The following is a 12,872-nucleotide window of genomic DNA, read 5'->3' as shown; positions in this document are numbered from 1 at the left end:
CGACACCCTCCCCAAACGACGTCGGCTCCCAAGACCACAACCGGGTCTTGGGAGCCGACGTCACGCGAGGGCCCGAATTAACCAACAGCATCCCGTCTCGGACGCGGGGCCCTTCGGCGAGCCGTGGGGGAAGGCTCAGCGGACGTCGCCCATGAGGGCCTTGACCTTGTTGCGGTACATCCACACCGCGATACCGGCGACCACCGCGAGGCTCGCCTCCATCGCGACGATGCCCGTCTTGTTCAGGTCGACGCCGGCGATGGAGAGCAGACCGGTCGTGGCGTCACCGGCGGTGACGGCCAGGAACCAGACGCCCATCATCTGCGAGGCGTACTTCACCGGAGCCATCTTCGTCGTCACCGACAGGCCGACCGGGGAGAGCAGCAGCTCACCGCAGGTCTGGACGAAGTAGATCGCCACCAGCCACATGGCCGCCGCCTTGTGGCCGCCCTCCGCGATGCCCAGCGGGGCCAGGAAGAGGAAGAAGGACGCGCCGACCAGGACCAGACCGAAGGCGAACTTGACGATCGTGCTCGGCTCCTTGCCGCGGCGGGCGAGCGCCAGCCACAGCGTGGCGAAGACCGGGGCCAGGGCCATGATGATGACCGGGTTGACCGACTGGTACCAGGAGACCGGGAAGTCCCAGCCGAAGACGCTGTTCTCGGCCGAGGAGTCGGCGAAGAGCGACAGCGTCGAGCCGCCCTGGTCGTAGATCATCCAGAAGACGGCAGCGGCGACGAAGAACCAGATGTACGCCGACATCTTGGACTGCTCGGCGCGGTCCAGGGACTTGTCACGCTTGATGCGGGTCAGCACCAGCACCGGGATGATCACGCCGAGCAGGGTCAGCGGGACCAGGATCCAGTTCAGGGTGTAGGCGCCGGAGAAGCCGACGATCGCGTAGAAGACGACGGCGAGCGCGGCCCAGAACGCGGCCTTGCGCAGCGTGGAGGTCTTCTCCTGAGCCGACAGCGGCTTCGGGACCACGCTGGAGCGGGGGGCCAGGTGGCGGCTGCCGAGCAGGAACTGGACCACGCCCAGGCCCATGCCGACCGCGGCGAGCGCGAAGCCCAGGTGCCAGTTGACGCTCTCACCGATGGTGCCGATGATCAGCGGCGCGGCGAAGGCACCCAGGTTGATGCCCATGTAGAAGACGGTGAAGCCACCGTCCCGGCGCGGGTCGTCCGGACCCTCGTAGAGCTGGCCGACCATCGTGGAGATGTTGGCCTTCAGCAGACCGGAACCGATCGCGACCAGGCCGAGCCCCGCGTAGAAGGTGCCGGAGGACGGCAGGGCCAGCGTCAGGTGGCCCAGCATGATGACTCCGCCGGCGACGGCGACGGTCTTGCGGGGTCCCCAGACACGGTCGCCGAACCAGCCGCCCGGCATCGTGAGCAGGTACACCAGCGAGAGGTACACCGAGTAGATCGCGGTCGCGGTGCCGGCACCGAGGCCGAGCCCGCCCGGCGCGACCAGGTACAGCGGGAGCAGAGCCCTCATGCCGTAGTAGGAGAAACGCTCCCACATCTCGGTCATGAAGAGAGTGGCCAGTCCGCGGGGGTGGCCGAAGAAGGTCTTCTCGGATCCGGGGGTGCCCGGAGTGACCGAGTCCTTCGTCAGGCTGGACGCCATGGTCGATCCTTGCTGGTCGGGACGCGTCGCGCGAGCGTGTACGCGCCCGGTGGGGGGCGGCCGGCACCGGCGAGGTCCTACCGTCCACCCCACGCCCGGGGGAGGGCCGCTCCGGGTCGCGGAACGGCGGACGGCGACCACCGGGATCCACGCCCCGCCGTGCGTCTGCGCACGACGGGGCCCGGCCACAGGTCATTCCTTCCGGGGCCGGCACACAGGCCGGCCCGCACACAAAAGAGACCCTCGGCGTCAACTGCGCCAAAGGTCCCCGTGGTGCAACAGGCGTTGATTCACCATACGGCAGGACAGTGCCGGATATGGAAGGACTTGAGACACGGATCACAGGTTTTACTGGAACCGGGATCACTCATTCGAAGGTCCCTCCTAGGTTCGCACCCCACAGCCGCAGGTGCGAACCGGGGCCGCCGCAGGTGAGAAACGGGTATGCCGGAGGTAAGAGTCAACGCGGGCGATCACACCCCGGGCCCCGTGGCGGCGGGACTACCATCACTGACATGACCCGTGTACTGCTCGCCGAGGACGACGCGTCCATCTCGGAGCCGCTGGCCCGCGCCCTGCGCCGGGAGGGATACGAAGTCGAGGTGCGCGAGGACGGACCCACCGCGCTCGAAGCCGGCATGCAGGGCGGCGTCGACCTGGTGGTGCTGGACCTCGGACTGCCCGGCATGGACGGTCTGGAGGTCGCCCGCCGGCTCCGCTCCGAGGGGCACACGGTTCCCCTGCTGATCCTGACCGCGCGCGCCGACGAGGTGGACACGGTCGTCGGCCTGGACGCGGGCGCCGACGACTACGTCACCAAGCCGTTCCGGCTCGCCGAGCTGCTGGCCCGGGTCCGGGCCCTGCTGCGGCGCGGTTCCGCCGAGCCCCAGCAGCCGCCCGCCACCCACGGGGTGCGCATCGACGTCGAGTCGCACCGGGCCTGGATGGGCGACGAGGAGCTCCAGCTCACCGCGAAGGAGTTCGACCTGCTGCGGGTCCTGGTGCGGGACGCGGGCCGGGTCGTCACCCGCGACCAGCTGATGCGCGAGGTCTGGGACACCACCTGGTGGTCCTCCACCAAGACCCTCGACATGCACATCTCCTGGCTGCGCAAGAAGCTGGGCGACGACGCGGCCAACCCCCGCTACATCGCGACCGTGCGCGGTGTGGGCTTCCGTTTCGAGAAGAGCTGAACCCCGCCGGGGCCCATCAGTGGGCAACCGGGGTTCGCCAGTGAGTAAGAGGACATGCGCCGCCGTCTGATCCAGTCCACGCTCGCCGTGGTGCTCGTCGTGATCGCCGTCTTCGGCGTCTCCCTGGTGATCGTCGAGACCCGCACCATCAGCGAGAGCGCCAGGGAGCGGGTGGAGTCCGAGGCGGTCCGGCTGGCCAGCATCGTCGACAGCCGGCTGCTCGTCGAGGACAAGGTCACCGCCGAGATCATCAGCGACCAGGTCACCGAGGACCGGTACGCCGTCATCGAGATCCCCGGCAAGCCGCCCATCGAGGTCGGCACCAAACCGGACGGCGACGTCATCAGCGCCTCGGCGCCCGGTGAGGAGGGCGAGACGGTCACCGTCCAGGAGCCGCGCTCCTCGGTGACCCGGGAGGTCGGCCGTACGCTGCTGATCATCGGCCTGGTGGCGCTGCTCGCGGTGATCGCGGCGGTGCTGCTGGCGATCCGCCAGGCCAGCAGGCTCGCCTCCCCGCTGACCGACCTCGCGGAGACCGCCGAACGCCTCGGCTCCGGCGACCCCCGCCCCCGCCACCGCCGCTACGGCGTTCCCGAGCTGGACCGGGTCGCGGACGTGCTGGACCGCTCCGCCGAGCGCATCGCCCGCATGCTGACCGCCGAGCGACGCCTCGCCGCCGACGCCTCCCACCAGCTGCGCACCCCTCTCACCGCCCTGTCCATGCGTCTGGAGGAGATCACCCTCACCGACGACCCGGACACGGTGAAGGAGGAGGCCACGATCGCGCTGACGCAGGTGGAGCGGCTGACGGACGTGGTGGAGCGGCTGCTGACCAACTCCCGCGACCCGCGCACCGGCTCCGCGGTCACCTTCGACCTCGACGAGGTGATCCAGCAGCAGCTCGCCGAGTGGCGCCCCGCCTACCGCAGCGCGGGCCGCGCGATCGTCACCTCCGGCAAGCGCCGGCTGCGGGCGGTGGGCACGCCGGGCGCGGTCGCCCAGGTGCTGGCGGCGCTGATCGAGAACTCGCTGATGCACGGGGGCGGCACGGTCGCCCTGCGCACCCGCGTCACCGGCAACCAGGTCGTCGTCGAGGTCACCGACGAGGGGCCCGGCGTCCCCGCCGACCTGGGCGCGCGGATCTTCGAACGGGCGATCAGCGGCCGCAACTCCACCGGCATCGGCCTCGCCGTCGCCCGCGACCTCGCGGAGGCGGACGGTGGCCGCCTGGAGATGCTCCAGGCCAGTCCGGCCGTCTTCGGCCTGTTCCTCTCCCGCACGCCGCCGCAGAAGTCCCCGGACGACGAGTCCCGCCGGACGGTGCGCTGACGGCTACGGCACGCGCTGCGTCGCGCGGGAGCCGTCGGCGGGGGCGCCCCGTGTCACCGGCTCCCGCACCGGCAGCGCGCGGAACACCCAGGCGCGGTACGACCAGAAGCGGAACAGGGTCGCCACACCGATGCCCAGGAACTTGAAGATGTTGCTCTGCAGCGGGCTGTCCCAGCCGAAGCCGTACGTCGCCGTGTACAGCACACCGTTCTCGATCACCAGGCCGACCGCGCTGAACAGCAGGAACAGCGTCATCTCCCGGGTGCGCCCGGACTTGTCGCGGTCCCGGTAGGCGAAGTAGCGGAAGCCGATGTAGTTGAAGACGATCGCCACGATGGTGGCGATGACGCTCGCCCGCACCACCTGGAGGTCCGTCACCTGCCGGACCAGGTTGAACACGAGGAGATTGACCAGCAGACCGGCTCCGCCGACCGCGCCGAACTTCACGACCTCACGGACCAGCCGGTCGAACCGCTCCCGCACGGTGCCGCGCGGGGTCGGAGCCGGGGCCGTGGTCGGAGGCCCGGAGGAACCGTGTCCCATGGTGGTGCTGGCCCCCGTCCGTCGGTTGGCGTCAACCAGACCATGCTAACCACCCGTCTCCGCGATCTTCCTGCGGACGAGGATCGCGACCGCCTTCCTGCGGACGAGGATCGCGGCCGCGGATCGCCGCGGATCGCCGCGGACCGACCGCGGATCGCCCGCGGATCGCCGCGGACCGACCGCAGATCGCCCGCGGATCGCCGCGGACCGACCGCAGATCGACCGCGGTTCGACCGAGGATCACTCGTGTGATCGCCCGCGGATCACTCGTGGATCGCCCGCGGATCGTCCGGGAAGAGGCCGGTAAACCGGCCACGGTGGCTCGGCCGATACCCTGGGGGCGTGACGTTCCCGGTAGTCGGCATGGTCGGCGGTGGCCAGCTCGCTCGTATGACACACGAGGCGGGCATCCCGTTCGGCATCAGGTTCAAGCTCCTCAGTGACACTCCGCAGGATTCCGCGGCGCAGGTCGTCGGCGATGTCGTCGTCGGCGACTACCGCGACCTGGAGACGCTGCGCGCGTTCGCGCGCGGCTGCGACGTGATCACCTTCGACCACGAGCACGTGCCCACCGAGCACCTCAGGGCCCTGGAGGCGGACGGCATCCCCGTCCGCCCGGGCCCCGACGCGCTGGTGCACGCCCAGGACAAGGGCGTGATGCGGGCGAAGCTCGACGCGATCGGGGTGCCGTGCCCACGGCACCGCATCGTCGCCGACCCCGAGGACGTGGCGGCGTTCGCGGCCGAGGGGGAGGGCTTCCCCGTCGTCCTCAAGACGGTCCGCGGCGGCTACGACGGCAAGGGCGTGTGGGTCGTCGACTCCGCCGAGGAGGCAGCCGAGCCGTTCAGGGCGGGGGTCGCCGTCCTCGCCGAGGAGAAGGTCGACTTCGTGCGCGAGCTGGCCGCCAACGTGGTCCGCTCCCCGCACGGCCAGGCCGTCGCCTACCCGGTAGTGGAGTCGCAGCAGGTGAACGGCGTCTGTGACACCGTGATCGCGCCCGCGCCGGACCTCGACGAGGAGCTCGCGATGCGCGCCGAGGAGATGGCGCTGAACATCGCCAAGGAGCTCGGCGTCGTCGGTCACCTCGCGGTGGAGCTGTTCCAGACCCGCGACGGCCGCATCCTCGTCAACGAGCTCGCGATGCGCCCGCACAACTCCGGACACTGGTCCATGGACGGCGCGATCACCTCGCAGTTCGCCAACCACGTCCGCGCCGTCCTCGACCTCCCGCTCGGCGACCCCCGCCCGCGCGCGAAGTGGACGGTCATGGTCAACGTCCTCGGCGGCGACTACCCGGACATGTACTCCGCGTACCTGCACTGCATGGCCCGCGACCCCCAGCTGAAGATCCACATGTACGGCAAGGACGTGAAGCCCGGCCGCAAGGTGGGCCACGTCAACACCTACGGCGACGACCTGGACGACGTGCTGGAGCGCGCCCGTCACGCAGCCGGCTACCTGAGAGGCACGATCACCGAATGAGCCCAGTTGTCGGCATCGTCATGGGGTCGGACTCCGACTGGCCCGTCATGGAAGCGGCGGCCAAGGCCCTCGACGAGTTCGAGATCGCCTACGAGGTCGACGTCGTCTCCGCGCACCGCATGCCCCGCGAGATGATCGCGTACGGCGAGCAGGCCGCGGACCGGGGCCTCAAGGCGATCATCGCGGGCGCGGGCGGCGCCGCCCATCTCCCCGGCATGCTCGCCTCGGTGACCCCGCTGCCGGTCATCGGCGTGCCCGTGCCGCTGAAGTACCTCGACGGCATGGACTCGCTGCTGTCCATCGTGCAGATGCCGGCCGGTGTCCCGGTCGCCACCGTCTCCGTCGCCGGCGCCCGCAACGCGGGTCTGCTCGCGGTCCGGATGCTCGCCGCCCACGACGAGGAACTCCTCGGCCGCATGCGGGATTTCCAGCAGGAGCTCAACGACCAGGCCACCGAGAAGGGCAAGCGGCTGCGCGCCAAGGCCGAGGGCTCCGCCGCCGGCTTCGGCTTCGGGAAGTGACACGGATGACCTCCCCACTGGAACAGGCCCGCGAACTGCTGCGCGAGTTCCCCGTCGTCGACGGCCACAACGACCTGCCGTGGGCGCTGCGCGAACAGGTCCGCTACGACCTCGGCGCCCGCGACATCGCCGGCGACCAGTCCGCCCATCTGCACACCGACATACCCCGCCTGCGGGCGGGCGGCGTCGGCGCGCAGTTCTGGTCGGTGTACGTCCGCGCGGACCTGCCCGACGCGGTGCCGTCCACGCTGGAACAGATCGACTGCGTACGGCAGTTGCTGGCCCGTCATCCGGAGGAGCTGGCGCCCGCGCTGACCGCCGCCGACATGGAGGCCGCGCGGAGCCAGGGCCGTATCGCCTCCCTCATGGGGGCGGAGGGCGGCCACTCCATAGCCAACTCCCTCGGCACGCTGCGGGGGTTGTACGACCTCGGCGTCCGCTACCTGACCCTCACCCACAACTTCAACGTGGCGTGGGCGGACTCGGCGACCGACGAGCCCGGCGTGGGCGGCCTGTCGGCCTTCGGCCGCGAGGTGGTGCGGGAGATGAACCGGCTCGGCATGCTGGTCGACCTCTCCCACGTCGCCGCCACGACCATGCGGGACGCGCTGGACGCCACGTCCGCGCCGGTGATCTTCTCCCACTCCTCCGCCCGCGCGGTCTGCGACCACCCGCGCAACATCCCCGACGACGTGCTGGAGCGGCTGCCCGCCAACGGCGGTGTCGCGATGGTGACGTTCGTGCCGAAGTTCGTGCTCCAGGCGGCCGTCGACTGGACGGCCGCGGCCGACGAGAACATGCGCGCGCACGGCTTCCACCACCTCGACACCACCGCCGAGGGGATGAGGATCCACCGCGCCTTCGAGGAGGCCAACCCGCGCCCGGTCGCCACCGTCTCCACGGTGGCGGACCACCTGGACCACATGCGCGAGGTCGCCGGCATCGACCACCTCGGCATCGGCGGCGACTACGACGGCACGGCCTTCACCCCCGACGGCCTGAACGACGTCTCCACCTACCCGAACCTGATCGGCGAGCTCCTCGACCGCGGTTGGTCGAAGGCCGACCTGTCCAAGCTCACCTGGAAGAACGCGGTACGGGTACTGGGCGCCGCGGAGGACGTGGCCCGGGACCTTCAGACCACGCGGGGCCCGTCGAACGCGACGATCGAGGACCTGGACGGCTGATCGTCGAGGGTGGGGTAGTCGGTGTAGCCGTCCGCCCCGCCCACGTACATCAGGTAGCGGTCCCGCACCTGGTTCAGGGGCGCGTCGAGACGCAGCCGCCGCACCAGGTCGGGATTGGCGAGGAAGGGCCGGCCGAGGGCGATCAGATCGGCCCCGGCGTCCAGCAGCCGCCCGGACGCGCGGTGCACGGCGTCGGAGGACATCTCCTCCAGCACCGGGTTGGCGACGAGCGTCCCCGGCCACGCGGCACGGATCTTTGCGAACACCGGCGCGTCCGGGTCGGCGAACACCAGGTGCAGGTACGCCAGCCCGAGCCCGCCGAGCCGTTCGGCGAGCGCCGGGTGGATCTCCTCGGTCCCGCCCTCCTCGATGCCGTTGACGGTGTTGCCGGGGGAGATCCGCAGCCCCACCCGGGCTGCCCCGATCTCGGCGGCCACAGCCTCCGTGACCTCCACCGCGAACCGGATCCGCCGCTCGGCCGGCCCACCGTAGCCGTCGGTGCGGCGGTTGGTGTTGTGGGCCAGGAACTGGTGCAGCAGGTGCCCGTTGGCGGAGTGCACCTCCACGCCCTCGAACCCGGCGTCGAGCGCGTTGCGGGCCGCCTTCGCGAAGTCGGCGACGGTCGCCCGGATGTCCGCGGCCGTCATCTCGCGCGGTACGACGGCCGGACGGCGCCCGCCGGGCGTGACGATCGTCTCGGGGAGCGGCACCGGTGAGGGCGCCACCGGCGTCAGCCCGCTGGTCGCGGGATGGCCGACCCGGCCGCCGTGCTGGAGCTGGAGGAACATCCCGCCGCCGCCGGCGTCCCGCACCGCGTCGGTGACCCGCCGCCAGCCCGCCACGTGCGACGGCGTGTGGATGGCGGTGATGTTCGGGTACGTCTGTCCGACCGCGTTGGGCGTCGTGGCCTCGGCGATGATCAGTCCCGCGGAGGCGCGCTGGGCGTAGTAGGCGGCCATGAGCTCGGTCGGGGTGCCGTCGGCGGCGGCGCGGTTCCGGGTCAGCGGCGCCATCAGAAGACGGTTGGGGAGGACGAGCGGGCCCAGCCGGGCGGGTTCGAAGAGCGCTGGCGTATGCGTCATGGCCGTACGCTAGAACCTGACACTGATGTCAGAATCAAGCCCGGGGGTGGGACGGATGCGGATCGGCGAACTGGCCCGGCGCACCGGAGTGAGCGAGCGGTCGCTGCGCTATTACGAGCAGCAGGGCCTGCTCACGGCCGAGCGGACGCCGGGCGGACACCGCGAGTACCCGGAGGCGGCCGTCGACCGGGTCGTCCGGATCCAGGAGCTGTACGCGGCCGGTCTGCACAGCGACAGGATCGCGCGGCTCCTGCCCTGTATGCGGGACGCGGACGGCGGCCCTTCGGCCGTCGCCACGCCGAAGCTGGTCGCCGACCTCGTCGCCGAGCGGGACCGCATCGACCGGACGATCGCCGACCTGGTCCGCTCCCGGGACACCCTGGACGAGGTGATCGAGGCGGCCCGCGCGCGCTGATCCGCCGCCGACGGCGACCGTCACGGACCCGGACGGCCGGGGGCGTCGTCCGGATCGGCCCGGCTCGGGGCAGCGGCGCCTCGCGGCCGAGCCGGGCGGGATCCGGTGCCGTACGCCGCACGGCGGAGGAGGGCGCCGGGGCGGAACCCCGGCAGGATCCGGACGCCCCCCTAGGGTTGTTCGATGCGGCAGAGGCAGAACGGATGCCCCGCCGGATCGGCGTACACCCGGAAGTCCTTGCTCTCGTAGTCCTCCCGGTCCAGCACCCGCGCCCCCAGCGCCAGCACCTTCTCCTCCGCCGCGTCGAGCTCCTCCCAGGTCCCGCCGGCGTCGAAGTCGAGGTGGAACTGCTGGGAGCCGTGGCCGGCGCTCGGCCAGTCCGGCGGGGTGTGCCCCGACGCCCGCTGGAAGGCGAGCCGGGGCCCCGCGGGGACCTGCAGCACCACCCAGTCCGGGTCCTCCTCCACGGGCGTGCCGCCGCCGACGGCCGCGTAGAAGACGGCCAGTTCACGCGGGTCGGGGCAGTCGAGAACGACGGAACGCAGACGGGCCACGGGGGCCATGGATCCTCCAGGGGGCAGCGGGTCAGCGGGTCAGCAGGCGCACAGGCAGAACGGGTGCCCGGCCGGATCCGCGTAAACCCGGAAGGTCCGCGAGCGGTCGTCGGCGTCCAGCGGCCTCGCGCCCAGCGCCAGCACCTCCTTCTCGGCCGCGTCCAGGTCCTCGACCGTCAGGTCCAGGTGGAACTGCTGGGAGCCGTCGGCCGACGGCCACCGCGGCGGTACGTGCTCCGGGGACGCCTGGAAGGCCAGCGTCGGGCCGTTGTCCACCTTCAGGTCCACCCACTCGCCCTCGTCCACCACCGTGCCGCCCACCAGCCCGGCGTAGAAACCGGCCAGCGCGCGCGGGTCCGGACAGTCCAGGACGACGGCGCCCACCTTGGCAACGGACATGACTTCCTCCTCGTTGTTACCGTCAGGGACGGGTAACCAGTAACGGTTACCGCATGCTCCCGTATCGGAGGTAACGTCGCAAGGGGAAAAGGGAAAGGGAGAGGCGGCGTCCAGGCATGAGTGAGAGAGCGGCCCCGCCCGGGAAGCTGGCCCTGGTCCAGGCCCTGGTCAACACGCTGGACGTCGAGTCGGGCGCCGACGCGCTGGACACGGCGGACGGCCGCGCGCCCTTCGGGCTCACCGAGGGCACCGTCGCTTCCGCCCGCGAACTGCGCGAGTCCCTGCGCGCCACGCTGCTCGCCCACGCCGGACACCCGCCGCACCGCGCGGTCACCCCGCTCGGCGAGCTGCTCGCCCGGGCGCCCCTGGTGGTCACGGTCGACCCGGCGGACGGCTCCGCCGCACTCGCCCCCGTCGACGACGGGGCCCTGCTCTCCCGCATGGCAGCGGCCGTCGCGGAGGCGGTCACGGCGGGCACCTGGAACCGGCTGAAGGCCTGCGAGGCCGACGACTGCCTCTGGGCGTACTACGACCGCAGCCCCGCCGGACGCGGCCGCTGGTGCTCCATGCAGGTGTGCGGGGCCCGCGCGAAGATGCGGCGCTATCGGGCGAAGGGGGCGTGAACGCTCCGCTGGGGTGCGGTTGGTCGTGTGCCGCGCCGTCGTGGCTGGTCGCGCCCACGCGGCGGTAGCCGCACGTCGGTACGGTCCCGCGCCCCTTCGGGGTGCTGCCGGGCCCCGGTGGGCTGCGTCGGGCTCTCCGGGGATGCGGTGGTGTGTCGTTGGTCGTCTGCCGCGCCGTCGTGGCTGGTCGCGCAGTTCCCCGCGCCCCTATGGGCGCTGCCGTGCCGCAGTGGGCTTTGCGGGGTCCGCTGGAGGCGCGGCGGTAGCCGCACGTCGGTACGGTCCCGCGCCCCTTCGGGGCGTTGCCGGACCGCGGTGCACTGCGGTCGGGGTCGCCGGGAAGGGCGCGTAGCCGCACCGTGTTCGCGCGTGGTTTGGCAGAATGCGGCGAGGCGCCGGTTCGGCCGACTGAGCCTCGGCCGAACCGGCGCCCTCCGCTCTTCGTCTACGCGGTGGGGCGTCCCATCGCGCGGTAGCGCCAGCCGGCCCGGCGCCACACCTCCGGGTCGAGCGCGTTGCGCCCGTCGAGGATCAGCCGCTCCGCCGCCACCTCGCCCAGCGCCGCCGCGTCCAGCTCGCGGAACTCCCGCCACTCCGTCAGATGCAGCACGACGTCCGCGCCGCGCACCGCCTCCAGCGCCGAGTCGGCGTACCCCAGGGTCGGGAAGAGGCTGCGGGCGTTGTCCATGCCCTTCGGGTCGTACACCGTGACCTGGCCGCCCTGGAGGTGGATCTGCCCGGCCACGTTCAGCGCCGGCGAGTCCCGGACGTCGTCCGAGTCCGGCTTGAAGGTCGCGCCCAGCACGGCCACCCGCCTGCCCAGGAACGACCCGCCGCCCAGGGCCTGCCTCGTCAGCTCCACCATCCGGCCGCGCTGCCGCATGTTGATCGAGTCGATCTCCCGCAGGAACGTCAGCGCCTGGTCCGCGCCCAGCTCACCGGCGCGCGCCATGAACGCCCGGATGTCCTTCGGCAGACAGCCGCCACCGAAACCGATCCCGGCCCGCAGGAACTTCGCGCCGATCCGGTCGTCGTAGCCGATGGCCTCCGCCAGCTTGGCCACGTCACCGTCCGCGGCCTCGCACACCTCGGCCATCGCGTTGATGAACGAGATCTTCGTGGCCAGGAAGGAGTTCGCCGAGGTCTTCACCAGCTCCGCGGTCGCGAAGTCGGTCACCACGAACGGCGAGCCCTCCTCGACCGGCGTGGCGTACACCTCCCGCAGCACCTTCTCCGCCCGCTCACTGCGCACGCCCACCACGATCCGGTCCGGGTGCAGCGTGTCCTGCACGGCGAAGCCCTCGCGCAGGAACTCCGGGTTCCACGCCAGCTCCGCGTCCTCCCCGGCAGGGGCGTGCTCGGCCAGGTAGGCGGCCAGCCGGTCGGCCGAGCCGACGGGCACCGTCGACTTGCCCACGACCAGCGCGGGGCCCTTCAGATGCGGCGCGAGCGAGGCGAACGCGGAGTCGACGTACGACATGTCGCAGGCGTACTCGCCGTGCCGCTGCGGAGTGTTCACACAGACGAAGTGGACGTCGCCGAACTCCCCGAGCTCGGCCCAGTCCATCGTGAACCGCAGCCGCCCGCTGGACCCCTCGATCCCGGCGACGTGCCTGCGCAGCAGCTCGTCCAGTCCCGGCTCGTACATCGGGACCTCACCGCGCCGGAGCTTGTCGATCTTCTCCGGTACGACATCGAGGCCCAGCACCTCGAACCCCAGCTCCGCCATGGCCGCCGCGTGGGTCGCACCGAGATAACCGGTGCCGATCACGGTGATCTTGAGGGCCATGAGTGCTCCAGGGGTATACGGCATGCAGTGCGGGCCTGAGCATAACCGGGGGCCCGGCACCGCCACCGGCGGGCTGTCGCCCAGCTCACCTATCCACAACCGTGGATGACGCTCTAAAATTTG

The 12,872-nt window shown here is 71.6% G+C and carries 13 protein-coding genes; 7 read left to right on the top strand and 6 right to left on the bottom strand.

The features are described 5' to 3' along the window. Positions 1–135 precede the first annotated feature (135 nt). Positions 136–1,632 (bottom strand): oligopeptide:H+ symporter, encoded by a 1,497-nt coding sequence (locus tag ACIA6T_RS32935; protein WP_399450190.1) that lies wholly within the window; start codon positions 1,630–1,632, stop codon positions 136–138. A 515-nt stretch (positions 1,633–2,147) separates the two neighbouring features. On the opposite strand from ACIA6T_RS32935, the gene ACIA6T_RS32930 reads away from it, so the two are divergent. Both ACIA6T_RS32930 and ACIA6T_RS32925 read left to right on the top strand, forming a co-directional pair. After that, complete coding sequence (locus tag ACIA6T_RS32930) at positions 2,148–2,825, top strand: response regulator transcription factor (protein WP_030821646.1); 678 nt, start codon at positions 2,148–2,150, stop codon at positions 2,823–2,825. Between the two features lie 54 nt (positions 2,826–2,879). Continuing rightward, complete coding sequence (locus ACIA6T_RS32925; protein WP_399450189.1) at positions 2,880–4,154, top strand: ATP-binding protein; 1,275 nt, start codon at positions 2,880–2,882, stop codon at positions 4,152–4,154. Positions 4,155–4,157: 3 nt separating this feature from the next. Here ACIA6T_RS32925 and ACIA6T_RS32920 read toward each other — a convergent pair whose 3' ends face one another. Further along, on the bottom strand, positions 4,158–4,697 hold the full coding sequence (locus ACIA6T_RS32920; protein ID WP_399450188.1) for a GtrA family protein: 540 nt from the start codon (positions 4,695–4,697) through the stop codon (positions 4,158–4,160). A 342-nt stretch (positions 4,698–5,039) separates the two neighbouring features. Between ACIA6T_RS32920 and ACIA6T_RS32915 the strand changes: the two genes are divergently transcribed. Genes ACIA6T_RS32915 through ACIA6T_RS32905 form a run of 3 tightly spaced genes read left to right on the top strand, consistent with a single transcriptional unit; the run spans position 5,040 to position 7,887 of the window. After that, entirely contained in the window at positions 5,040–6,179 is a 1,140-nt protein-coding gene (locus ACIA6T_RS32915; RefSeq protein WP_399450187.1) for a 5-(carboxyamino)imidazole ribonucleotide synthase, read from the top strand. After that, positions 6,176–6,700: a 5-(carboxyamino)imidazole ribonucleotide mutase gene (gene purE / locus ACIA6T_RS32910; protein WP_399450186.1), complete on the top strand. Its 525-nt coding sequence runs from the start codon at positions 6,176–6,178 to the stop codon at positions 6,698–6,700. Before ACIA6T_RS32915 ends, purE begins: the two co-directional genes overlap by 4 nt. A 5-nt stretch (positions 6,701–6,705) precedes the next feature. Further along, on the top strand, positions 6,706–7,887 hold the full coding sequence (locus ACIA6T_RS32905) for a dipeptidase (protein ID WP_399450185.1): 1,182 nt from the start codon (positions 6,706–6,708) through the stop codon (positions 7,885–7,887). Here the strand turns inward: ACIA6T_RS32905 and ACIA6T_RS32900 are convergent. Then, on the bottom strand, positions 7,836–8,969 hold the full coding sequence (locus ACIA6T_RS32900) for an alkene reductase (RefSeq protein WP_399450184.1): 1,134 nt from the start codon (positions 8,967–8,969) through the stop codon (positions 7,836–7,838). The two genes, ACIA6T_RS32905 and ACIA6T_RS32900, sit on opposite strands and share 52 nt — an antisense overlap. A 55-nt stretch (positions 8,970–9,024) precedes the next feature. Between ACIA6T_RS32900 and ACIA6T_RS32895 the strand changes: the two genes are divergently transcribed. Then, positions 9,025–9,384 (top strand): MerR family transcriptional regulator, encoded by a 360-nt coding sequence (locus ACIA6T_RS32895; protein WP_399450192.1) that lies wholly within the window; start codon positions 9,025–9,027, stop codon positions 9,382–9,384. Between the two features lie 170 nt (positions 9,385–9,554). On the opposite strand, the gene ACIA6T_RS32890 is transcribed toward ACIA6T_RS32895, so the two are convergent. Both ACIA6T_RS32890 and ACIA6T_RS32885 read right to left on the bottom strand, forming a co-directional pair. Continuing rightward, entirely contained in the window at positions 9,555–9,947 is a 393-nt protein-coding gene (locus ACIA6T_RS32890) for a VOC family protein (protein ID WP_399450183.1), read from the bottom strand. A gap of 30 nt (positions 9,948–9,977) precedes the next feature. Further along, positions 9,978–10,337, bottom strand: a complete 360-nt coding sequence (locus ACIA6T_RS32885; protein ID WP_399450181.1) for a VOC family protein — start codon at positions 10,335–10,337, stop codon at positions 9,978–9,980. Positions 10,338–10,453: 116 nt separating this feature from the next. On the opposite strand from ACIA6T_RS32885, the gene ACIA6T_RS32880 reads away from it, so the two are divergent. Then, positions 10,454–10,960, top strand: a complete 507-nt coding sequence (locus ACIA6T_RS32880; protein WP_399450180.1) for a CGNR zinc finger domain-containing protein — start codon at positions 10,454–10,456, stop codon at positions 10,958–10,960. 445 nt (positions 10,961–11,405) lie between these two features. Here ACIA6T_RS32880 and ACIA6T_RS32875 read toward each other — a convergent pair whose 3' ends face one another. Then, positions 11,406–12,749 carry a UDP-glucose dehydrogenase family protein gene (locus ACIA6T_RS32875; RefSeq protein WP_399450179.1) on the bottom strand — a complete coding sequence of 448 codons (1,344 nt, stop codon included), beginning with the start codon at positions 12,747–12,749 and terminating at the stop codon, positions 11,406–11,408. Positions 12,750–12,872 lie beyond the last annotated feature (123 nt).

Source organism: Streptomyces sp. NPDC051740 (assembly GCF_044453165.1).
Lineage (GTDB): Bacteria > Actinomycetota > Actinomycetes > Streptomycetales > Streptomycetaceae > Streptomyces > Streptomyces atrovirens.
The sequence above is the reverse complement of the archived record's forward strand: the minus strand, read 5'-3'. Positions and strand labels throughout refer to the sequence as shown.